Source organism: Nonomuraea composti (genome assembly GCF_012034275.1).
Taxonomy (GTDB): domain Bacteria; phylum Actinomycetota; class Actinomycetes; order Streptosporangiales; family Streptosporangiaceae; genus Nonomuraea; species Nonomuraea composti.
The window spans coordinates 16153-37856 of the sequence record NZ_JAATEP010000021.1 but is presented as its reverse complement, the minus strand read 5'-3'; the positions used below and the strand labels follow the sequence as shown (position 1 = coordinate 37856).

The window sequence follows — 21704 nt, the reverse complement described above, 5'->3', positions numbered from 1 at the left end:
AGCAGTCTGCCGGAGGGATCGGCGTTTCGTAGCCGAATGAGGACGCTTCGCATTCGGGCAGCGCGAAAGCCCCCTTCGTCCTGGGGCCTCACGGCCTCCGCCCTGGGGCTCACGGCCTCCGCCCTGGAGATCACGGCCTCCGCCCTGGGGCTCGCGACCTCAGCCGGAGGCGGGGCGGACAGCTCTCTCGCAGCCTCAGGCGGGGGCGATCAGTGCGGCGGCGCGGGTCACGGCGGCGAGAGCGGCGGGATCTCCTGTGCGGCGATGCACGTCGAGCGCCGTGTCGGCCAGCTTGATCACGTGCTCGTCGCCGTGCCGTACGGCCAGCTCGAACACCTCCTCCGCCGACCCTGGCCCGGCCGGCAGGTCCTTCCGTTCCACCGGCTCGGCGGGCGCGTACGCGGCGGTCACCGCGGCACCCGCCGCCCACGCCGCGTCCAGGCCGGCACCCCACATCTCCTTCGGCAGCGCCGGCAGCGCCCGCAGCACGGCCGTCGGGGCGGTCGCGGTGTGCACCAGCATGACGGCATTGCCGTGGGCGTGCGTGACGTAGCGGAGGGTCGCCGCGTCCGCCAGCGCGGCGAGACGCGTGCGGGCCTGCTCGGCGTCGGCGGCGGGTTCGAGGGCCGCCACGGACGCGCCCCAGCCGTCGAGCCCGGCCAGTTGCGCGAGCCGGTGGTTGATGCCCTTGCTCTGGTCCGGCACCCGCGGCACCCCGGCCAGTGCCCGCTCCGGATCGGCCGTTCCGGACGGCGCGCCGAACGCGGCGACCGGCTGCCAGCGCGCCGCCCAGTAACCGAGCGCCTGCCCCAGCTCGGCAAGCCGGCTCTCATCCGCCTCGTCCTCGGCCAGCCGGCCCTCGCCCGCCTGGGCGTGTCGGCCCTCGCCCGCCTTGGCGAGTCGGCTCTCGCCCGTTTTCTCCAGCAGTGCGTGCACCGCGTGCCCCGTGCGGATCACCCCGTGCGTGGCCCCGGCCGCGATGCCGGGCAGCAGCCGCGGCCACCACGTCTCCAGCACGTCCCGCCACGGCCGCTCCCGCACCTCCCGGTCGAAGAAGGCCAGCCAGTCGCCGAGCCGGCGCGCGTCGCCCAGCGCCTCGCGCCACTCCTGCTCGCCGACGGGCGAGGTGCCGCGCGGCAGCTCGTCCAGCCGGGCGACGTAGCCGTCGAGCCAGCGGTGCACGTCGCGGCCGTACCCGTGCCTGACCATCGCCTCGACCGCCATCGGACCGTGGTTGGACAGCCAGCCCTCGAACTCGGGGCCCGTCCCGTGCAGCCGCTCGTACGCTTCTTCCAGCGTCCCGGTGTCGTCCATGACCGGGACGCTACGCCTGGCCGCCGTCACCCGCGTCGGTCCCGCGATCGAGCGGCCCTCCTCCTTTGGACCTAAGACGCCCTGGCCGCCGTGCAACAGTTCCTGGCGGTTCGTCCTCTTGGGAGTGATGGAGACAACGAAGGGTCGAGACAGTTGGACGGTGATCCCCGCTACGCGGACTTCGTCGCCGAACGGGGTGACGCGCTCCTGCGGTACGGATACGTACTGGCCGGCAATCCGCACGACGCGGCCGACCTCGTGCAGGAGGCGCTGTTGAGGCTGCGCGGCGCCTGGCCGAGGCTGCGCTCGAAGGAGAGCCCCGAGAGCTACGTCCGCACCACGATGGCCAGACTGCACCTGTCCGTGTGGCGGCTGCGCCGGCGCGAGCTGCTCGCGTGGGACCTGCCGGACGGCACCCACGAGGACACGCTGCCGCGCGGGGACGAGCGCACGCTGTGGCAGGCGCTGTCCGGCCTGCCGCGCAAGCAACGCGCCGTCCTGGTGCTGCGCTACTACGAGCAGCTCACGGACGCGGAGATCGCCAATGTGCTCGGTATCTCACGGGGGACGGTACGGAGCCAGGCGTCACGGGCGCTCGACAAGCTCCGCGCCGCCGTACCGGCCGAAGACCTGCCACCACCTGCGCTGACCGCCGACACACGACCACCCGCACCGGCCGGGGGCCGGCCGCACTCGCACCTGGATGGAGGAGGGAACGCGCGATGAACGACCTTGAGGAGACCCTGCGCAGGACGCTCGGCAGCGCGTCCCAGCACGCGCCCCGGATGCCCACCGGCCTGCCCGCCCACCTGGAGTCCGGCTACCGGCGCCGCCGCCGGCGCGGCTTCGCCCAGGCGGTGCTGGCGGCGGCGACCGTGGCGGTCGTGGCCGGCGGGACGGTGACCGTGCTGCGCCACGGGGACGTGACGGCGGCGGTGCCCAGCACGTCCCGGGAGGCCACGACCGACACCCCACGGGCCCCCGAGGTCTCTGCCTGGCCGCTGCCCGAGCCCGTGGAGCAGGTGTGGCCCGACGCCGTACGCAAGGTGCCCGCCCGCGGGCCGGGCGGGACGAAGCTCATGCCGCAGGCGTTCATCGACGACCGGACGGTGCTCGTCACCACCTGGTCCGGCTTCGAGAAGACCAACGCCCTCTACGCGTACGACCTCGACACCGGCGACCTCCGCAAGGTCGCCGACGTGCCGATTCCCACCGGGACGGTCACGTTCGCCTCGGACTTCACCGTCGGCGCCGGCCTGGTCACCTGGTGGACCGCCACCAAGGACGCACAGGCCCACCTATGGACGGCCCCGCTGACCGGCGGCCAGGCCACGAGCATCGCCGACATCAAGGTCTCCGAAAGCGACGGCGCCGGCCTCGACGCCCTCGCCGTCGAAGGCGACCGGATCGTCTTCTCCCTGGTCGAGGGAGGCGTGTTCACCATCCCCGCCACAGGAGGCACCCCGCAGGCGGTGCCGGGCAGCGAGGGGCAGCACCTGCTCGCCTGGCCCTGGATCGGCTCCCCCGGCATCTACTCCGCGAACGACGGGTCGCGCTTCACCACGATCACCAACGTGGAGACCGGGGAGACCAGCGCCGCCGTCAAGGGCCCCGGCGACCGCAACCTGAGCTGCGGCGTCCGCCTCTGCACCGGCACCCGGGACGAACAGGACAAGACCTTCTACCGCCTGCGCGACGGCCTGGAGGAGAAGGAACTCCCGGTGAACGGCCTCATGCCGGACGGCCTCGCCCGCGAACGCTTCCTGGTCGCGCCGATCATGGCCGAGCAGGCGGGGCGCATCGTCGTCCTGTACGACGTGACGACGGGCCGGTCGGCGGATCTCCTGGTGCGGGCCGACAAGAAGGGCGCCCTTCAGCTTCCTGGGGTCGCGCGGGATGGGCGGCTGCTGTCGTACCGACTGGGCGACGACCTCTACCTCATCGACCTGGCGAAGATCACCTGAGCCGACGATTCGAGGGGGCGGCGGGCTCGGCCCGCGATCCGGACAGGAGAGGTGACCGGGTGGAGCGGCCGCGCCCGGTCAGTCCGCTGTCTTGCACCGCTGGGTCGAGACGTACTCGGTGGCATCGGCCGCGCCGTCGGTGATGGCCAGAAGCTCCTCCCCTACGAGCGCATACCCCCGTTCCGGATCGCTCATGGACGCGGCGAAGACCATCCCGATGACCGCCCCTTCCTCATCGATCAGCGGAGCACCGCTCAACCCCTCGCTCATGTCGGCGGAGAACTCGAGGACCATTCTGGACACCTCGCCCTCCTTGTAGAGGTTGGACCCTTGCGCCTCAAGCCGCCCCTCAAGCACGACCGACTGCGTCTCCAGACGCGTCGCGCCCTTCCGATGACCGAGCAGGAGTGCCTCACCGAGCGGAAGCCGAAGAATGGGCAGCAGCGGCTTGGGCGCCGCAGTGATGCGCAGCGGGGGTGCGGGCAGCTTCGGGACGTACAGGATGGCGACGTCGACATCGGGATCGAAGGCCACGACCCGCCCTTCGTACACCTTGCCGTCGGCCGTCGTCACGAGCGGCGACACGGGAACGGCACCGGCCACCAAGTGCGCCGTGGTCACCACCCGCTGAGGGGCGTACACGAAACCCGTGCCCTTGAACGTCTTGCTACATGATGGCGCGAGGGCCGTGACATGCACGACGCTCCGCTCCCCGTCCGGGGCCTGCGCCGGACCCGGGACGGCCATCTCGCTCCCGGCCTTCAGCGAGCTGCCGGGCACCGGCGTGGGCGGGGCCGCGAGGGAGCAGCCGGCGAGAGCGAGAACGACGGGCAACCATGACCAGCGCGTCACGCCCCTGCGCTCCCCTCGGGCCGTTCCCCCTGCTCTTTGAAGACGCAACTCACGATGCACAATTGATCAAGCTATCGTCGCCGGATCGCCGCCGTGTCACGCCTCACGCTTCTTCCGGCCCCGGACACCGGCACACAGTCCGTGCGCTCCAGGGGTCCCAGTCGCCGTTACAGGAGAACGGGCATGGCGGGGCCGCCCGCCCCTTGAGCGGCGCACGACGACCGCGTGTACCCGTCGTCCCGCATGACGACGGTCAAGGGCGGATCACGGTCAGCCGGAACGGGGCGGCGTGCTCGGCGGCGTGGGTCACGGCCGCCGGCGCGTCGTCGAGGGCGAACTCGGTGACGGCGAACTGGCCGAGATCGAGCAGCCCGGACCGGGCCAGGGCGGCCAGCCGCACGGGGGCGTCGCGCGGGTACAGCCACTGCCCGCGCACCGTGACGTTGTTGCGCATGAGCCACCGGTACGGCAGCGGCAGGTCGTCGCCGTTCAGCATGCCGACCCCGCCCATGAGCACGACCCGGCCGCCCTCGCGCACGGTCATGGCGGCGGCGCGTACGGCGGCGACCTGGGCCGCCGGCGGGAGCAGGTCGAGCACGAGGTCCACAGGGGCGGCCGCCGCCGCGGCCATGCGCTCGCGGTCCTCATCCTCCCCGCCGGTGATCCGTACGGTGCTGACCCGCGCGCCGAACCGGCGTTCCAGGGCGGCCAGGGCGCGCTCGTTGCGACCCGGCGCGATGACGCGGGCGGCTCCCATGGCCAGCGCCACGGCGACCGCCGCGCCGCCGAAGTTGCCGCTGGCCCCGCTCACCAGGACCGTCTCCCCCGGCTGGAGCCGGCCGGCGAGGAGCCCGCCGTACGGCACGAGGCACACGCACAGCGCGCTCCACCGCGCCGCCTCGCCGGGGTCGAGGGGGCCGAGGGGCACGGCGTTCTCGGTGGGGATCAGCAGGCGCTCGGCGAAGGAGCCCTGGCCGTAGTGCCGGTGCAGGCGCAGCCCGCCCTCGCCGCGGGCGCTCAGGCCCTGCAGCGTGATGTCGGGGGTCAGCGCGTCGTCCCGGGACCGTACGGTCGGATCGCACAGCACCCAGTCGCCCGGGGCGAGCCGGGTGGCGTCGGGCCCGCACGCGCGTACCCGGCCGATCGCCCCCGTGCCGGGCGTCGCCGGCAGCGGCAGCAGGTACTGCCGTTGCCCGGTGAACACCTCGGCCGCGTACGGCAGCACCGGCGCCGCCACGACGTCCACCACCACCTCGCCGGAGCCCGGGACGGGCTCCGGCACCTCCTCCACCGACAACGGTGAACCGAACTCCGCCAGCACAGCCGCCTTCATGATCGTGGCACTCCTCTCTCTTGGCAGGCTTCACCTGTCCCTTGGCGGGCTTCATCCTGGCCGCCCGGCCGGCCCCGGGACCAGGACCGGTATCGTCCTGGGATGGGCCGATACCACCCTGCGGAAAGGCGGCGATCATGGCCGAGCTGAGTGGCCGCGCACTCGGCGACTTCCTGCGCTCCCGTCGGGAACGGCTGACCCCCGAGGCGGTGGGGCTGCCGCCGCGTCCGCGCCGCCGCACGCTGGGCCTGCGCCGGGAGGAGGTGGCCGAGCTGGCGGGCATCGGCATCGACTGGTACGTACGGCTCGAACAGGGCCGCGCCGTCACCCCGTCCGCCGCCACGATCGACGCCCTGGCCGGCGCGCTGCGCCTGGACGAGACCGAGCACGCCCACCTGCGTACGCTGGCCCGCCGGCCGGCCCTGCCCGCGTTCACCCGGGAACGGGTGCCGGACGGCACGGCCCGCCTGGTGCACAGCCTCGACCGGCCGGCCTACCTGACCGGCCGCCGCTGGGACGTCCTGGCGGTCAACGCCGCCGCGGCCGAGCTGTTCACGGGCCTGGACCGGCTGCCGCCCGGCGACCGCAACGTGCTGGTCTACCTGCTGCTCACGCCGGCGGCCCGCGAGCTGTTCGGGGACGGCTGGGCCGCGCAGGCACGGCACGCCACCGCCCAGTTCCGCGCCGCGTTCGACCTGTGGGCGCCCGACCCGGCCTTCACAGGTTTGGCCGCCCGCCTGCGCCGCGGCTGCCCGGAGTTCGGCCGCTGGTGGGCACGGCACGACGTCACGCGGGGCGGCGCGGGCGGCAAGGTGCTGCGCGGACGCACCTTCGACTACGCGACCTTCCAGGCCAACGAGGATCCCGGCCTCCGCCTGACGGTCTACACACCGCGCTGACTCCCGGCGCCTTGCGCATCCGGCTCACCAGTCGGTGAAGGCTATGACCCTGCCCGTGATGAAGCCCTGGACCTCGCTGATGCCGCTGCTGGTCTCATTCCGTCAGAGTCATTTGACAGCGATCCCACCGTCATCCGGGTGCGAATCCCCGCCCGCGGCTTGGAACCGAGGTTTTCAGCCGGTCGCACTATTTGGCGGGGCAATCGAGCCCACCAAGCGGCGCAGCGGGGTTTGAGCTGGGGGTTTGGGGGCGGTGCGCCCCCGATGTCACTGCCTGAGCTTCCGAGCGCGTAGCGCCTCTCTTGCGATGACCGAGCGTTTCCCCCGATGCCCCCAGGGTGCCCCTACTTGAGGAGTTGTCTGGCCATGACCATGCGCTGGATCTGGTTGGTGCCCTCGTAGATCTGGGTGATTTTGGCGTCGCGCATCATGCGTTCCACCGGGAAGTCCTTCGTGTAGCCGTAGCCGCCCAGCAGTTGCACCGCGTCCGTGGTGATTTCCATGGCGGCGTCCGAGGCGGCGCATTTTGCCGCGCTCGACAGGAACGTCAGGTCCTTCTGGGGTTCGCCGTGCATGGCGCGTTCGGACTTCGCGGCCGCGTGGTACGTGAGCTGCCGTGCCGCCTCCAGTTTCATCGACATGTCGGCGATCATGAACTGGAGACCCTGGAAGTCGGCGATGGGGCGGCCGAACTGCTTGCGTTCCTTGACGTAGCCGATGGCGAAGTCGAGGGCGCCCTGGGCGATGCCGAGGGCTTGGGCGGCGATGGTGATGCGGGTGTGGTCGAGGGTGGCGAGGGCGGTTTTGAAGCCGGTGCCGGGGGCGCCGATCATGCGGTCGGCGGGGATGCGGACGTTGTCGAGGATGACCTGGCGGGTGGGGGAGCCCTTGATGCCGAGCTTCTTCTCCTTGGGGCCGAAAGAGACGCCTTCGTCCGACTTCTCCACGACGAAGGCGGAGATGCCGCGGGCGCCGGCCGAGGGGTCGGTGACGGCCATCAGGGTGTAGTACTCGGAGACGCCGGCGTTGGTGATCCACATCTTGACGCCGTTGAGGATGTACGAATCGCCGTCCGCGACGGCGCGGGTCTTCATGGCGGCCGCGTCCGAGCCGGCTTCGGGCTCCGACAGCGCGTACGAGAACATCGCCTCCCCCCGCGCGACCGGCGCCAGGTAGCGGGACTTGAGCTCCTCGGAGGCCGAGAGCAGCAGCGGGACGGTGCCGAGCTTGTTGACGGCCGGGATGAGGGAGGAGGACGCGCAGGCGCGGGCCACCTCCTCGATGACGATGACCGTGGCCAGCGCGTCGGCCCCGGCGCCGCCGTACTGTTCGGGCACGTGGACGGCGTGCAGGTCGGCCGCGACGAGCGCCTTGTAGACGTCCCAGGAGAACTCCTCGGTCTCGTCGATCTCGGCGGCGTGCGGTGCGATCTTCTCGTCGGCCAGGGCGCGGACCGTCTCCCTGAGCATGTCGTGCTCTTCGGCGGGCGCGTAGAGAGGGAAGCTCATGCTCTAGATACTAGGACGTCCGACCATCTTGTTACCAGCCGGTACGGTTTGCGGGGAGTTGCAGGTGGCACGTAGGAGGTGACGGGGGCCGGTAGCATGCCTGCGCGATCGAAAGGAGCTCCCTCGTGCCATATCGCCTCACGGTGATCGGGACCGGATATCTGGGCATCACCCATGCGGCTTGCATGGCTGATCTCGGGTTCGACGTCCTGGGCCTCGACGTCGACGCCGACAAGATCAACCGACTCAACGCGGGCGAGCTCCCCATCCACGAACCCGGCCTCGAGCCCGTGCTCCGGCGCGGCCTCGACTCCGGCCGGCTCCGCTTCACCACCTCCTACGAGGAGGCCGCCGCCTTCGGCGACGTGCACTTCGTCTGCGTCGGCACCCCGCAGAAGCGCGGCGAGTACGCCGCCGACGTGACCTACATGGACGCGGCCATCGAATCCCTCGCGCCGCTCCTCGATCGCGAGTGCCTGGTCGTCGGCAAGTCCACGGTGCCCGTCGGCACGGCGGAGCGGCTGGCCGACAAGCTGGCCAGGCTCGCCCCGGCCGGCGGCGAGGCCGAGCTGGCCTGGAACCCCGAGTTCCTGCGCGAGGGCTTCGCCGTCGAGGACACCCTGCGCCCCAACCGCGTCGTGCTCGGCGTGCGCAGCGAGCGCGCGGAGAAGATGCTGCGCGAGGTGTACGAGCCGCTCGGCGAGGTGCCGACCGTGGTGACCGACTTCGCCACGGCCGAGCTGGTCAAGACGGCCGCGAACGCGTTCCTGGCCACGAAGATCTCCTTCATCAACGCGATGGCCGAGGTCTGCGAGGCCGCGCACGCCGACGTCCAGCTGCTGTCGGAGGCCCTGTCGTACGACGACCGCATCGGCGGCCGGTACCTCAACGCCGGGCTCGGGTTCGGCGGCGGCTGCCTGCCCAAGGACATCAGGGCGTTCATGGCGCGGGCCGGCGAGCTGGGCGCGGACCAGGCACTCACGTTCCTGCGCGAGGTGGACGCGATCAACATGCGCCGCCGCGCCCGCATGGTCGACCTGGCCAGGGAGCTGGCCGGCGGCTCCTTCCACGGCTGCACCGTCGGCGTGCTCGGCGCCGCGTTCAAGCCGAACTCCGACGACATCCGCGACTCCCCCGCACTCGACGTGGCCGTGACGATCGGGCATCAGGGCGGGCAGGTCACCGTGTACGACCCGATCGCGCTCGACAACGCCCGTAAGGCTCATCCCGAGCTGAACTACGGCATATCGGCCGTCGAGGCGGTGCGCGGGGCGCACGTGGTGTTGCTGCTCACCGAATGGCAGGAGTTCCTGCAGCTCGATCCGGTGGAGCTGGGCGCCGTCGTCGCCACCCGGCGGATCGTGGATGGGCGGAACGCGCTCAACGCCGAGATGTGGCGGGCCGCCGGATGGCACTACCGCGCCCTCGGCCGTCCGTAGTGACGTGAAACCCCTGCGTCACCGCAGGTGGCGGACCCACTGGGTCATGAGGGGGCGGTAGCCGCGGCGGGCCCAGAACGGCGTCGAGAGCGGGTTCGGCAGGGCGTGGTGCAGCAGCATGGCCGGCGCGCCCTGCGCGGCCGCCTCCTGATGCGCGACGTCGGCGAGCGCCGCGCCGACGCCGCGGCCCCGCGCGGCCGGCTCGACGTACATGGTGCCCAGGTACGCGGCCGGCTCCTCGTTCACGACGTGCGAGATCCAGGTGGAGCGGGACGGCGGCTGCACGATGACGAGCCCCGCGACGGCGCCGTCCACCTCGGCCAGCCAGCACCAGTCGAGCGGCAGCATCTCGGACTCCAGCGACTCCCTGAGGCACCTGCCCGTGCTCTCCCGCACGGTCACCCAGCCGAACTGGGCGTCGTAGGCCACGAGCCGCTCGTACATGGGGGACAGCGTCTCCACGTCGTCGGCGCGGGCCGGGCGGATGGCGAGGCCGGAGTCAGGGGCGGGGGCGGGGCGGAGGCGGCGGACGGCGAGCGAGGTGATGGGCGCGAAGCCGCGCACGGCCAGCGCCCGCACGGGAGCGGTGTCGCGGCTCGGCCACACCACGCTCAACGCCTGCTCGGGCTCGTCGCCGCGGGGCATGGCCAGCCACTGGTCGAGGAGCGCGCCGAGCGCGGCCTCCGGGTCGGGGCCGGCGACGCGGGCCCGCAGCCGATGGACGACCAGGGGGGACCAGCAGGCTTGCAGGGTGCCGGGGTTGAGCCGTTCGACGGCGGCCAGCCCGATGCCGCCGGCCACTTCGAGCAGGTCCTCGCCGCGCCTGGCGGTCAGCTCGTCCTGGCCGGCGAGCAGCGGGTCGGCGGCGTACACACGGGTGGCGTGCTCTTTGATCGGGTCGTCCATGGCGGCACCCTAACCGCCGCGACCCCCGGGAAAAAAGCGTTCGGTTACCGCGCAACCGCCCCGCTCTTGGGTCCGGTTACAGCTCAACCGTCCCGGTTACAGCTCGACCGTCCCGGTTACAGCTCGACCGTCTCGGTCACAGCCCGGCCCCCCGCTCGGGTTCGGTTACAGCTGGGCTGCCTCCGCGCGCAGCTTCTCGCCCTTGGCGTACGCCTGCTCCTTCAACCGCTCCTGGAACTGCGCCATCTTCTCGCGCAGCCCGGCGTCGGAGGCGGCCAGGATCCGTACGGCGAGCAGCCCCGCGTTGCGGGCCCCGCCGACGGCGACGGTGGCGACCGGCACCCCGGCGGGCATCTGCACGATCGACAGCAGGGAGTCCATGCCGTCGAGGTACTTCAGCGGCACCGGCACCCCGATGACGGGCAGCGGGGTGACGGAGGCGAGCATGCCGGGCAGGTGGGCGGCCCCGCCGGCGCCGGCGATGATGACCTGGATGCCGCGGGAGGCGGCCTGGCGGCCGTAGTCGATCATTTCGGTGGGCATGCGGTGCGCCGACACGACGTCGGCCTCGAACGGCACGCCGAACTCGGCGACGGCCTCCGCGGCGGCCTTCATGACCGGCCAGTCGGAGTCGCTGCCCATGACGATGCCGATTTTCACGGCGCCTCCTTCGTCGGCACCGTGAAAATCGAGATGCTGCGTCTCATGGCTCGTTCGCTGCGCTCTCTCACGTGTACTCCCCGGTCATGAGGTAGACGGCGGCGTGGCGGGCGCGGGCGCGTACCTCGTCGAGGTTGGAGCCGAGGGCCGTCACGTGGCCGATCTTACGGCCGGGCCGCACCTCCTTGCCGTAGAAGTGCAGCTTGATGCCGGGGTCGTGGGCCATCACGTGCTCGTACCGCTTGAACAGGTCGGGGTCGTCGCCGCCGAGCAGGTTGGCCATGACGACGTGCTGGGCGGTCATCCTGGGCGAGCCGAGCGGCAGGTCGAGCACGGCCCGCAGGTGCTGCTCGAACTGGGAGGTGGTGGCGCCCTCGATGGTCCAGTGGCCGCTGTTGTGGGGGCGCATGGCCAGCTCGTTGACGACCAGCCCGGTCTCGGACTGGAACAGCTCGACGGCGAGCAGGCCGGTGACGCCGAGCTGGTTGGCGATGGTGAGGGCGATGCGCTGGGCCTGCGCGGACTGCTCCTGGTCGAGGCCGGGGGCGGGGGCGATGACCTCGACGCAGATGCCGTCCTGCTGGACGGTCTCGACGACGGGGTAGCTCACGCCCTGCCCGTGCGGTGAGCGGGCGACCAGGACGGCCAGCTCCCGCTCGAACGGCACGAACGCCTCGGCCATGAGCTCGATCCCGGTGGCGAACGCCTCGGCGACCTCTTCGGGGGTGCGGCACACCCACACGCCGCGCCCGTCGTAGCCGCCGCGCACCGCCTTCAGCACCACGGGCCAGCCGTGCTCGGCGGCGAAGCGTTCGGCGTCGGCGGCGGCCGGGACGCGCGACCAGGCGGGGCACGGCGCGCCGATCTGGGTCAGGCGCTCGCGCATGACGGCTTTGTCCTGGGCGTGGACGAGCGCGTCGGCGCCGGGGTGCACGACGTAGCCGTTCTCGGACAGGGCGCGGATGTGCTCGGTGGGCACGTGCTCGTGGTCGAAGGTGATCACGTCGCAGCCCTTGGCGAACTCCCTGAGGTCGCCGAGGTCGCGGTAGTCTCCGACGCGCGTGTCGACGATGACCCGGGCGGCGCTCTCCTCCGGGTTGTTGGCCAGCACCCGCAGCTCGATGCCGAGCGCGATCGCGGGCGGCTGCGACATCCTGGCCAGCTGACCGGCGCCGACGATGCCGACGACCGGTCCGATGGGGCTGTAGGAACTCACGCCAGGTGAGCTTACCGGGACGCGACGACTTCCCTGCTACGGCCCCCTTGCCGTTTGTCGTGGCAGGGGGGCTGGACGGGCCGTTCCGAATGGCTTGGCGGGCGGGGCTGGACGGCCGTTCCGGGTTGCCCGCCAGGCCCGTGCCGTCCGGCGGCACGGTCCGGCGGGCACGGCCGTCCAGCGTTCGCGTGCCCTCGAACTGTTCAGCAGCGTAATCCCCGCCGGGCGGGTATGTCGGTTATCGGAGGATGTTTCGCAAGGCCCATTTTCTGACCTTTGTTCATCCTGCCGACACCCGTGCTCCATCGTGCCCGGTACGCTGGGTGCGCAAGCTCGACGAGGAAGGGACCGAGCAGAGACGTGAACTTCACCAGGCGCCTCTACCACCGGTTCTCCTCTCTTGTGCACGAGCTGGCCAAGTTCGGCAGCATCGGCGCCCTGGCCTTCCTCCTCGACACGAGCCTGCTCAACCTCTTCAACGTCGTCGTCGGCCTGGGCCCGCTGACCTCCAAGGTCATCGCGACGACGATCTCCACCACGTTCGCGTACGCGGGCAACCGCTACTGGACGTTCCGGCACCGCGAGCAGAGCGGCCTGCGCCGCGAATACTTCCTGTTCTTCCTGCTCAACGGCATCGCCTTGTTGTTCGGCATGCTGACGATCGGCTTCACCACCTACACGCTCGGCCTGCACGACGCGCTCAGCTTCAACATCGCCAACATCGTGGGCGTGGGGCTCGGCACGCTGTTCCGTTACTGGTCGTACAAGAAGTGGGTGTTCCTGGAGGCGACGGACCCCATTCCGGTCGAGCTGCCCGAGGGCGGCGTCAAGCAGGACCGCTGACCACGCGGTTGCGCCCATCGTCCTCCGCGGGTCGCAGGAAGATGGCGAACGTGGCGGGCCGCCGCCGCACGAGCTCCAACCGGCCGCCGTCGGCCGCGGCCAGCGCGCGGGCCAGCGTCAGCCCGAGCCCGGTGCCTCCGCCGCCGCTGACGTTCCTGTCGAAGATCTTGGGGGCGATCTCGTCGGCGATGCCGGGGCCCTCGTCGGCGACCTCGACGACGACGTAGTTGTCGCCGTAGGAGGTGGTGACGGTGACGGCGCCGCCGCCGTGCCGCAGGGAGTTCTCCAGCAGCGAGGCGATGACCTGGCCGAACCCTCCGGTGGTGGCCATGGCCTTCAGCCCGCGCGAGCCTTCGAGCCGCAGGGTGCGGCCCGCGTCGCGGAAGACCGGCTCCCACTCGGTGACCTGCTGCACGAGCACCTCGTCGATCGCGACCGGCTCGGCCTGCGCGTGCCGCTGGCGGCGGGCGGCGGCGAGCAGCTCGTCGATCACGGCGGTGAGCCGCTCGGCCTGCACGATCGCCGCCTCGCCCTCCTCCCGCACGACCTCGGGCTCGTCCGCGGAGGCCACGATCTCCTCCAGGCGCATGGTGAGGCCGGTCAAGGGGGTGCGGAGCTGGTGGGAGGCGTCGGTGGCGAACTCGCGCTCGCGGGTGAGCAGGTCGGAGATGCGGGTGGCGCTGCGGTCGAGCACCTGGGCCACGCGGTCGAGCTCGGGGATGCCGTAGCGGTGCTTGCTCGGCCGGGCGTCGCCCGAGCCCAGCCGTTCGGCGATCTTGGCCAGGTCCCGCAGGGGTAGCGTCAGGCGGCGGGACTGCACGACGGCCAGGCTCACGGCCACCGCCAGGGCGGCGCCGGCCAGGGCCACGATGAGCAGCAGGCGGGCTCGTACGTCCTGCTCGACCTGGTCGCGGTCGCGGCTGATCCGCACGTATACGCCGGTGTTGGTCTGCGCGTCCTCGGTCATCAGGTGACCGGACGGCGGGGGGTCGCCGACGACGGTCACCCTCAGGGGGGTTCCGCGCTCCCAGATCTGGATGAACCTGCCCGGGTACTTCTGCTCCAGTTGCTGGGGGTCGAGCGGCGTCTCCTGGACGCGGGCGTACTCCACCTCTCCCACGAGACGCTTGGCTTCCGCCCCGAGCTCCTGAGCCGCCTCATCGACGATCAGACGGCTGACGACGACGCCCAGGGGGACCCCCAGCAGCAGGACCGCGATGACCGCGACGACCAGGGTGGAGGAGAGCAGTCGGCGGCGCATCTCCTACTCGCGCTCGAACCGGAAGCCGACTCCCCGGACGGTCGTGATGTAGCGCGGCTTGGCCGCGTCGTCACCGAGCTTGCGGCGCAGCCAGGAGATGTGCATGTCGAGCGTCTTGGTGGAGCCCCACCAGTTGGTGTCCCAGACCTCGCGCATGATCTGCTCTCGGGTGACGACCTTGCCGGCGTCTCGTACGAGGACGCGCAGCAGGTCGAACTCTTTGGTGGTCAGATGCAGCTCCTTCTCCCCCATCCAGGCGCGCCGCGAGTCGGCGTCGATGCGCACGCCCTGGACGACCGGGGTCTCGGAGGTGCCGCGGCGCAGCAGCGCCCGCACCCTGGCCAGCAGCTCCGCCAGCCGGAACGGTTTGGTCACGTAGTCGTCGGCACCGGCGTCGAGGCCGACGACGGTGTCGACCTCGTCGACGCGGGCGGTCAGGATCAGCACCGGGGTGCCGTGGCCCTCGGCCCGGATCCGGCGGGCGACCTCCAGGCCGTCCATTTCCGGCAGGCCGAGGTCAAGAACGATCAGGTCGATTCCGCCCGACAAGGCCCTTTCCAGGGCCTGCGGGCCGTCGGGACTCACTTCGACCTGATAGCCCTCGCGGCGCAGCGCACGCGCGAGTGGCTCGGAGATCGAGGTGTCATCCTCGGCGAGAAGTACGCAGGTCATGAAGCGATCGTAGGACCTTAGGCGATCGTTTCCCGGGCACAGCGCGCGGTTTGACTCGTCGTTGACCTATCCATTGACCTGGGCAAACACAGCTAAAATACGGTAGGTCGTGATTAAAGCACCGCCGTTTTCGGCCCGGAATTCATCGGACGATCATGCCCGCCCTTCCGCGTCCCAACCGGCTGTTGAGATCATCGGGCGCGTGAACGCTCTCGACCGGGCTCGTGAGATGTGGGCGGGTCTGACCCGGACCCCCGTGCCGTTCCCCCGCCCCGGGGAGGTGCGCGTCGTGCTCTCCCCCGACTCGCGCTTGTGCCCGCCGGGATGGGCGGGCGTCGTCGTCCTGGACGGGGGCGTCCTGTGCACCGCGCCGACCCCCGCCTTGGTGGAGGCGCTGCGCGGCCGGCTGGCGGCGGGCGCCGATCCGGCCCGGCTGCCGGCCGGGGAGGTGCTGGGCCCGGCGGCGCTGGCCTACCTCGACGCGGCCGACTTCCTGCCCGCCCACGGCGAGGATGTGCGCGCCGTGCCGCCGGACCACGCGGACGTCTTGACGCTGCTGGGTTCGGTGTCCGCGGACGAGGCGGCGGAGTGCGGGCTCGACGAGGTGGAGTCGGAGATGTACGTGCTCCGCGACGGTCCCGAGGTGGTCGCGGCGGCCGGGTACCGGACATGGGGTCGAAACGGCGGCGCATCTGAGCGTGCTGACCGCTCCCGGCCGCCGTGGCCGCGGGCTGGCCCGCGCGGTGGCCTCGGCGGCCGTCGCGGACGCGCTGGCGAGCGGGCTGCTGCCGCAGTGGCGGGCGCGGGTCGCGCCGTCGCGCCGGGTCGCCAGGGCCCTGGGCTTCCGCGAGTACGGCGAGCAGCTCAGCCTGCGCCTTGACCCGTGACGACAGCCTCGACCCGTGACGACAGCCTCGGCGCGTGACGACAGCCTTGGCCCGCGAGGACGGCCTCGGCCGATGACGATAGGCCCCGGCCCGTGACGGCTAGTCGTCGTGGGAGGTGGGCTCGGCGTAGCGCGCCAGGTAGAGCTGGATCCCGAGGCTGTTGATCAGCCCCAGCTCCGTCTCCAGGTAGTCGATGTGCTCTTCCTCGTCCTTCAAGATGTCCTCGAAGATGTTGGCCGAGGTGATGTCGCCCTTCTCGCGCATGAGCTGGATGGCCGGCCGCAGCCGCTCCACCACCGACATCTCCACTTCGAGGTCGGCCTTGAGCTGCTCTTCGACGGTCTGGCCGATGTGCAGGGTGCCCAGCCGCTGGTAGTTGGGCAGGCCCTCAAGGAAGAGGATGCGATCGGTGAGGCGCTCGGCGTGGCGCATCTCCTCGATCGACTCGTAACGGGTGTGCTCGGCGAGCTTGGTGTACCCCCAGTTCTCCTGCATCTTGGCGTGCAGGAAGTACTGGTTGATCGCGGTGAGCTCGGCGGTCAGTTGTTCGTTGAGCAATTCGATGATCTGCTTGTCGCCCTGCATGACGGGCCCCTCATCGCTATCCGGCTATGCGGTCGTCAGTTCTTCAGACCGTTTCAGGATCGCACAGATCTTCCGTACACAACGGGCACAGTCCCCACCAGCACCAGTGGTGTCGCGGATCTGCTTCGCGCTCTTGGCCCCGGCGGCAATGCAGTCGTGGACCTCATTCTCGGTCACAGCACGACAAATGCAGACGTACATCCGGGGACAAGCCTCTCGCGAAGGGGTGGGCGCTATAAGGTTAGGCACACCTAAGGTAACCCACTTTGGTTAGGCTTGCCTACGTTGGGTGGGTCACACTCGCCTACCCCCCTTCGCGGTCAGTGACCTCGCGCGATCCACTCCTCCAGGTGCGGCGCCTCGGCGCCGATCGCGGTCGAGTCGCCGTGCCCGGTGTGCACGACCGTCTCCGGCGGGAGCGTCAGCAGCCGCTCCCTGATCGACTCGATGATCGTCTCGAACGAGCTGAACGAGCGGCCCGTCGCCCCCGGCCCGCCCTTGAACAGGGTGTCACCGCTGAACACCGCCCCCAACTCCGGCGCGTACACGCAGACCGCGCCGGGCGCGTGCCCCGGCGTGTGCCGGATCTCCAGGGTGACGCCGCCCGCCGCCAGCTTCTCCCCATCGGCCAGCGGCTCGTACGCCACCTCCGGCCCGTACACCTGCTCCCACAGCACCTGGTCCGCCGGGTGCAGCCGGATCGGCGCGCCGGTCAGCGCGGCCAGGTCGCGGGCGGCGTTGATGTGGTCGTTGTGCGCGTGCGTGCACAGGATGGCCCTGACCGTGCGCCCGCCGACCCGCTCGGCGATCGCCGCGGCGTCGTGGGCGGCGTCGATGACCACGACCTCACGCGCGTCGCCCACCAGCCAGATGTTGTTGTCGACGTCCCACGTGCCGCCGTCGAGGGAGAAGGTGCCCGACGTGATGACCCGGTCGATCATTTAGAGGACCACCACCGAACGCAGCACCTCGCCGCGGTGCATCTTCCCGAACGCCTCCTCGACCTGGTCGAGCCCGATCGTCTCGGAGACGAACTTGTCGAGCGGCAGGCGGTTCTGCAGGAACAGGTCGATCAGCATGGGGAAGTCGCGCGAGGGCAGGCAGTCGCCGTACCAGCTCGACTTGAGCGCACCCCCGCGGCCGAACACGTCGAGCAGCGGCAGGTCGATGCGCATGTCGGGGGTGGGCACGCCGACCAGCACGACCGTGCCGGCCAGGTCGCGGGCGTAGAACGCCTGCTCGTACGTCTCGGGCCGGCCGACCGCCTCGATGACGACGTCGGCGCCGTTGCCGCCCGTCAGGTCGCGGATCGCCTCCACCGGGTCCGCCGAGCGCGAGTTGACCGTGTGGGTGGCGCCGAAGCCGCGCGCCCACTCCAGCTTCCGGTCGTCCACGTCCACCGCGATGATCTTGGCGGCGCCCGCCAGCGACGAGCCCAGGATCGCCGCGTCGCCCACGCCGCCGCAGCCGATGACCGCCACGCTGTCGCCGCGCGTCACCTGGCCGGTGTTGACGGCCGCGCCGATGCCCGCCATCACGCCGCACCCGAGCAGGCCCGCCACCTGCGCCGGGGCGTCGTCCGACACCTTCGTGCACTGGCCGGCCGCGACGAGCGTCTTCTCCAGGAACGCGCCGATGCCGAGCGCGGGCGACAGCTCCGTGCCGTCCTTGAGCGTCATCTTCTGCTTGGCGTTGTGCGTGGCGAAGCAGTACCACGGGCGACCGCGCAGGCAGGCGCGGCACTGGCCGCACACCGCCCGCCAGTTGAGGATCACGAAGTCACCCGGCTCCAGGCCCGTGACGCCCTCGCCGACCGCCTCGACGGTGCCGGCCGCCTCGTGCCCCAGCAGGAACGGGTAGTCGTCGCTGATCCCGCCCTCCCGGTAGTGCAGGTCGGTGTGGCACACGCCGCAGGCCTGCACGTTCACCACCGCCTCGCCCGGACCCGGATCCGGCACGAGCACCGTCTCGAGGGAAACTTCCTGACCCTTGCCCTGGGCTACCACGCCCTGCACTTCGTACGGCATGCCAGTCATCTTGTGTCAGGAGGATGATCTCCGCAAGACATACGGCTGCACCACGCCGAGCCCTCTCGCCGGGCGCCGCCTGATCCGGTGCGGCTCGTACGGCCCGCCGTCGAGCCCCGCCGCCAGCGCCTCGTCGACGAGGATCGTGCCGGGCCTGGCGATGGCGGTGAGCCGGGCGGCGAGGTTGACCGTCGTGCCGAACACGTCGCCCATCATCGGCACCACCGGCCCGTACGCCATGCCGATGCGCAGCTCCTCGGTCTCCACCAGGTCGAGGGCGATGGCCGCGGCCTGCCCCGGCTCCTGCGCGGTGAACAGCACCTCGTCGCCGAGCGTCTTGACCAGCCGGGCGCCGTGCCCGGCCACCACGTCGGAGGCCCGCGCCTCGAACCCCTCCACCAGCTCGGCCAGCTCCTTCTCGCCCAGCTCGCGGCTGCGCCTGGTGAACGACACCAGGTCCGCGAACCCCACCGCCATCGCCACCCTGGTCGGCACCGGCTCGTCGTTGACGTCGGCGATGGCCAGCAGCCGGGTGCCGGCGGCGGCGAGCTGGGCCCGCCACACGTGGATGAGCACGTGCTCGAAGTCGGGCAGCAGCCCCTGCGCCGTGTCGAGCACCGTCGCCAGGTCGCCCTCGGACGGCTCCGGCGGCAACATCGTGCCGATCATGATCTCGGCCTGCCACTGCGCCAGCCTGGCCGTGGTCTGGCCGAGCGCGCGGGCCATCCTGATCACGGTCTGCTCGTCGAGCAGGCCGCCGTCGAGCATGCTGCGGACCCGGCGCAACGCGTCGACGTCGGCCTCGGTGAACGCCACCGCGTCGTCGGCCCGCTGCGCGAAGCCGAGCGCCCGCCAGATGCGCTCGGCCAGCTCCTGCCGCACCCCGCTCCTGGCGGCGACCTCCGCCCGCGTGTACCGGGGCGGCAGGCCGACCAGCAGTCGCTCGATCTCCTCGGCGCTCGGGCGGCCGGGACGGGCTTCGCTCACCCGAGGAGGCTACTTCAACGGCCGTCGACCTCGCCGTCGGAGGCGTCCTCGACGAGCCTGAACAGGTCGGTGCGGACGTCCTGGATCTTCGGGATGTCCTTCAGCACGATCTCCCCGCGGTCACCGGCCGACTCGACCGTCAGCGTGCCGCAGCCGAGCAGCCGCTCGGGAAAGGTCTGGTCGGAGCTGACCGTGTTGACCTTGGTGATCGGGATCTCGTCGGTCGACTTGTTGAGCACGCCGGTGCTGATCGTGAAGCGGTGCGTGGTGAGCACGTAGCCGGTGTTCTTCCACTGCAGGTACGGCACGAACGACCAGATCGTGAGCAGGATGAGCCCGATGACGACGACCGCGATCCGCGCGTAGGACACGTACGCGAAGTCGGGGATGAAGTACAGCGCCGCGCCCGTGGCCGCGGCGATGAGGACCAGCGCGATGAAGGGCGCGACGAGCCGCTTCCAGTGGGGGTGGAAGGACCGGACGCGCCGCTCACCCTGCGTCAGATGGTGGTCGGGAAGGGTCATGGGCAGCATCGTGCCACCATCGGGGTGCCGGGGCCATGTCCATGACGCAACGGGCAGGTGGCCTGCTTGGTCGACTGCCCGCCTAGTCCACGGCCCGCACGTGCACGACGTCGCCGGCGCTCAGCGTGTAGCGCTCGCCGGCCGACTCCACCTGGAGGTGGCCGGCGCCGTCCACGCCGGTCGCGCGGCCGGTCAGCGCCTGCTGGGCGGGCAGCTCCACCCGCACGTCGCGGCCGACGGTGGCGCTGACGGCGAGGTACGCCGCGCGCAGCCCCGCCGCGTCGGCGTCGCCCTTGGCCTCGGTCCAGTCGCGGTAGTGGCTCTCGAACTCGCGCAGCACGGCGCGCAGCAGCGGGTCGCGGTCGAGGCAGGCGGCCTGCTCGATGCTCAGCGACGTGGCCGTCTCGGTGGGCAGCTCGTCGGGGCGGAGCGTCACGTTCAGGCCCATGCCGATCACGACGGCGTCCTCGACCCGCTCGGCCAGCACGCCGGCCAGCTTGCGCTCGCCGATCAGCAGGTCGTTGGGCCACTTGAGGCCCACCTCGACCTCCGCGAGGCGGCGCACGGCGGAGGCGGCGGCCACGCCGTACAGGAGCGGGAGCCAGCCCTGGGCGAGCGGCGGCACCTCGGGCCGCAGCAGGATGGAGAACGTCAGCCCCGAGCGGGCCGGCGCCGACCAGGTGCGGCCGAGGCGCCCGCGCCCGGCCTCCTGCGTCTCCGCGACCAGCACCATGCCCTCGGGCGCGCCCTCTCTGGCGGCCCGGGCGAGGTCGGCGTTGGTGGAGCCGGTGCTGTCGACGACGGTGACAGCCGTCCACATCGAGCCCGGGTGGACCAGGGCGCGGTTGAGCGCCGCCTCGGACAGCGGCGGGCGGTCGAGGTCGGAGTAGCGTGAGTCGGCCATCTCCCCATCTTCCCTGATGGCGGGCGCCCGGGCGCGCAGGAGGCGAGGGGGAGGCGAGGAGGAGGAGGCAAGATGGTGGGGTGAGCGAGCGCCCCGGGCCGACCACCCGGATCAGGATCATGGAGCTGTCCGGCTCGTCCGCCCGGGAGCGGCGCGACGACCTGGCCACGGAGGAGCCGCTGGAGCTGCGCCTGACCGCGCCCGACGGCACGCGCCGGACCGTCGCGATCACCATGCGCACGCCGGGGCACGACTTCGAGCTGGCCGCCGGCTTCCTGCACGGCGAGGGGCTGGCCCGGCACGAGGACATCGCGTCGATCGCGTACTGCACCGACGAGGACCTGCCGCCCGAGGCCCGCTACAACACCGTCACCGTGCGCCTGCGCGGCCCCCTGCCCGACCTGCCCGCGCTCGACCGCCACTTCCTGACCTCCAGCGCGTGCGGCGTCTGCGGCTCGGCGAGCCTCGACGCGCTGCGCGACCGGTGCGCGGCGGTCCCGCGCGGCTCGCTCAAGCTCACCCCCGAGGTGCTGTACGGGCTGCCGGACGCGTTGCGGGCGGCCCAGGGCGTCTTCGGCAAGACGGGCGGCCTGCACGCGGCCGGGCTGTTCTCCGCCGACGGGACGCCGGTGGCGGTGCGCGAGGACGTGGGCCGGCACAACGCGGTGGACAAGCTGGTCGGCTGGGCCGCGCTGACGGGGCGGCTGCCGCTGGCCGAGCACGTGCTCATGGTGAGCGGCCGGACCAGCTACGAGATCATGCAGAAGGCGCTGGCGGCGGGCGTCCCGGTGGTGTGCGCGGTGTCGGCGCCGTCGTCGCTGGCGGTGGAGCTGGCCAGGGACTTCGGGCTGACGCTGGTGGGCTTCCTGCGCGGGGAGCGCTGCAACGTGTACGCCGGGGCGGAAAGGATCATCGGCTAAACA

Annotated in this window: 23 protein-coding genes; 7 read left to right on the top strand and 16 right to left on the bottom strand. The window is 71.7% G+C overall.

The features are described 5' to 3' along the window. Window positions 1-195: 195 nt before the first annotated feature. Entirely contained in the window at window positions 196-1314 is a 1119-nt protein-coding gene (locus tag HCN51_RS27730) for a questin oxidase family protein (RefSeq protein WP_168013114.1), read from the bottom strand. A 153-nt stretch (window positions 1315-1467) separates the two neighbouring features. Here HCN51_RS27730 and HCN51_RS27725 point away from each other — a divergent pair, with 153 nt between their 5' ends. Both HCN51_RS27725 and HCN51_RS27720 read left to right on the top strand, forming a co-directional pair. Next, window positions 1468-2040 carry a SigE family RNA polymerase sigma factor gene (locus HCN51_RS27725; RefSeq protein WP_168013112.1) on the top strand — a complete coding sequence of 191 codons (573 nt, stop codon included), beginning with the start codon at window positions 1468-1470 and terminating at the stop codon, window positions 2038-2040. Continuing rightward, window positions 2037-3278 (top strand): TolB-like translocation protein, encoded by a 1242-nt coding sequence (locus HCN51_RS27720; protein WP_168013110.1) that lies wholly within the window; start codon window positions 2037-2039, stop codon window positions 3276-3278. Before HCN51_RS27725 ends, HCN51_RS27720 begins: the two co-directional genes overlap by 4 nt. A gap of 78 nt (window positions 3279-3356) precedes the next feature. Here HCN51_RS27720 and HCN51_RS27715 read toward each other — a convergent pair whose 3' ends face one another. After that, on the bottom strand, window positions 3357-4130 hold the full coding sequence (locus HCN51_RS27715; protein WP_168013108.1) for a trypsin-like peptidase domain-containing protein: 774 nt from the start codon (window positions 4128-4130) through the stop codon (window positions 3357-3359). Window positions 4131-4383: 253 nt separating this feature from the next. After that, window positions 4384-5463 carry a quinone oxidoreductase family protein gene (locus tag HCN51_RS27710; RefSeq protein ID WP_168013107.1) on the bottom strand — a complete coding sequence of 360 codons (1080 nt, stop codon included), beginning with the start codon at window positions 5461-5463 and terminating at the stop codon, window positions 4384-4386. A gap of 137 nt (window positions 5464-5600) precedes the next feature. Between HCN51_RS27710 and HCN51_RS27705 the strand changes: the two genes are divergently transcribed. Further along, the gene (locus HCN51_RS27705; protein WP_168013106.1) at window positions 5601-6362 is read left to right on the top strand and encodes a helix-turn-helix transcriptional regulator; all 762 of its coding nucleotides are present in this window, start codon (window positions 5601-5603) and stop codon (window positions 6360-6362) included. Window positions 6363-6706: 344 nt separating this feature from the next. On the opposite strand, the gene HCN51_RS27700 is transcribed toward HCN51_RS27705, so the two are convergent. Continuing rightward, window positions 6707-7870, bottom strand: a complete 1164-nt coding sequence (locus tag HCN51_RS27700) for an acyl-CoA dehydrogenase family protein (protein ID WP_168013105.1) — start codon at window positions 7868-7870, stop codon at window positions 6707-6709. Window positions 7871-7995: 125 nt separating this feature from the next. Between HCN51_RS27700 and HCN51_RS27695 the strand changes: the two genes are divergently transcribed. Continuing rightward, window positions 7996-9309: a nucleotide sugar dehydrogenase gene (locus HCN51_RS27695; protein ID WP_168013104.1), complete on the top strand. Its 1314-nt coding sequence runs from the start codon at window positions 7996-7998 to the stop codon at window positions 9307-9309. 18 nt (window positions 9310-9327) lie between these two features. On the opposite strand, the gene HCN51_RS27690 is transcribed toward HCN51_RS27695, so the two are convergent. The 3 genes from HCN51_RS27690 to HCN51_RS27680 all read right to left on the bottom strand — a co-directional run bounded on the left by HCN51_RS27690 (window position 9328) and on the right by HCN51_RS27680 (window position 12091). Then, on the bottom strand, window positions 9328-10215 hold the full coding sequence (locus HCN51_RS27690; protein WP_168013103.1) for a GNAT family N-acetyltransferase: 888 nt from the start codon (window positions 10213-10215) through the stop codon (window positions 9328-9330). A 165-nt stretch (window positions 10216-10380) separates the two neighbouring features. After that, window positions 10381-10875 (bottom strand): 5-(carboxyamino)imidazole ribonucleotide mutase, encoded by a 495-nt coding sequence (gene purE, locus HCN51_RS27685; protein WP_346433819.1) that lies wholly within the window; start codon window positions 10873-10875, stop codon window positions 10381-10383. A 67-nt stretch (window positions 10876-10942) separates the two neighbouring features. Next, window positions 10943-12091, bottom strand: a complete 1149-nt coding sequence (locus HCN51_RS27680; RefSeq protein ID WP_168013102.1) for a 5-(carboxyamino)imidazole ribonucleotide synthase — start codon at window positions 12089-12091, stop codon at window positions 10943-10945. Between the two features lie 360 nt (window positions 12092-12451). Between HCN51_RS27680 and HCN51_RS27675 the strand changes: the two genes are divergently transcribed. Continuing rightward, window positions 12452-12934: a GtrA family protein gene (locus tag HCN51_RS27675; RefSeq protein ID WP_080042933.1), complete on the top strand. Its 483-nt coding sequence runs from the start codon at window positions 12452-12454 to the stop codon at window positions 12932-12934. Here the strand turns inward: HCN51_RS27675 and HCN51_RS27670 are convergent. Continuing rightward, entirely contained in the window at window positions 12918-14195 is a 1278-nt protein-coding gene (locus HCN51_RS27670) for an ATP-binding protein (protein WP_080042934.1), read from the bottom strand. The genes HCN51_RS27675 and HCN51_RS27670 overlap by 17 nt on opposite strands. Before the next feature lie 3 nt (window positions 14196-14198). Then, window positions 14199-14867, bottom strand: a complete 669-nt coding sequence (locus HCN51_RS27665) for a response regulator transcription factor (RefSeq protein WP_043620820.1) — start codon at window positions 14865-14867, stop codon at window positions 14199-14201. Between the two features lie 698 nt (window positions 14868-15565). Here HCN51_RS27665 and HCN51_RS58240 point away from each other — a divergent pair. Beyond that, complete coding sequence (locus HCN51_RS58240; RefSeq protein WP_206067960.1) at window positions 15566-15754, top strand: GNAT family N-acetyltransferase; 189 nt, start codon at window positions 15566-15568, stop codon at window positions 15752-15754. A gap of 99 nt (window positions 15755-15853) precedes the next feature. On the opposite strand, the gene bfr is transcribed toward HCN51_RS58240, so the two are convergent. The 7 genes from bfr to HCN51_RS27625 form a co-directional block, all read right to left on the bottom strand. Next, entirely contained in the window at window positions 15854-16339 is a 486-nt protein-coding gene (bfr, locus tag HCN51_RS27655) for a bacterioferritin (RefSeq protein WP_168013101.1), read from the bottom strand. Between the two features lie 24 nt (window positions 16340-16363). After that, the gene (locus HCN51_RS27650; protein ID WP_080042937.1) at window positions 16364-16540 is read right to left on the bottom strand and encodes a (2Fe-2S)-binding protein; all 177 of its coding nucleotides are present in this window, start codon (window positions 16538-16540) and stop codon (window positions 16364-16366) included. A gap of 119 nt (window positions 16541-16659) precedes the next feature. After that, on the bottom strand, window positions 16660-17280 hold the full coding sequence (locus HCN51_RS27645) for an MBL fold metallo-hydrolase (RefSeq protein ID WP_080042938.1): 621 nt from the start codon (window positions 17278-17280) through the stop codon (window positions 16660-16662). Then, window positions 17281-18366, bottom strand: a complete 1086-nt coding sequence (locus HCN51_RS27640) for an S-(hydroxymethyl)mycothiol dehydrogenase (RefSeq protein ID WP_168013100.1) — start codon at window positions 18364-18366, stop codon at window positions 17281-17283. A gap of 15 nt (window positions 18367-18381) precedes the next feature. Continuing rightward, window positions 18382-19353 carry an adenylate cyclase regulatory domain-containing protein gene (locus tag HCN51_RS27635; RefSeq protein ID WP_168013099.1) on the bottom strand — a complete coding sequence of 324 codons (972 nt, stop codon included), beginning with the start codon at window positions 19351-19353 and terminating at the stop codon, window positions 18382-18384. Between the two features lie 14 nt (window positions 19354-19367). Continuing rightward, on the bottom strand, window positions 19368-19877 hold the full coding sequence (locus HCN51_RS27630; RefSeq protein WP_168013098.1) for a PH domain-containing protein: 510 nt from the start codon (window positions 19875-19877) through the stop codon (window positions 19368-19370). An 82-nt stretch (window positions 19878-19959) separates the two neighbouring features. After that, a complete protein-coding gene (locus HCN51_RS27625) occupies window positions 19960-20781 on the bottom strand; it encodes a biotin--[acetyl-CoA-carboxylase] ligase (RefSeq protein ID WP_168013096.1) in 822 nt (273 codons plus the stop codon). A gap of 80 nt (window positions 20782-20861) precedes the next feature. Between HCN51_RS27625 and fdhD the strand changes: the two genes are divergently transcribed. Continuing rightward, complete coding sequence (gene fdhD / locus HCN51_RS27620; RefSeq protein WP_168013094.1) at window positions 20862-21701, top strand: formate dehydrogenase accessory sulfurtransferase FdhD; 840 nt, start codon at window positions 20862-20864, stop codon at window positions 21699-21701. Window positions 21702-21704 lie beyond the last annotated feature (3 nt).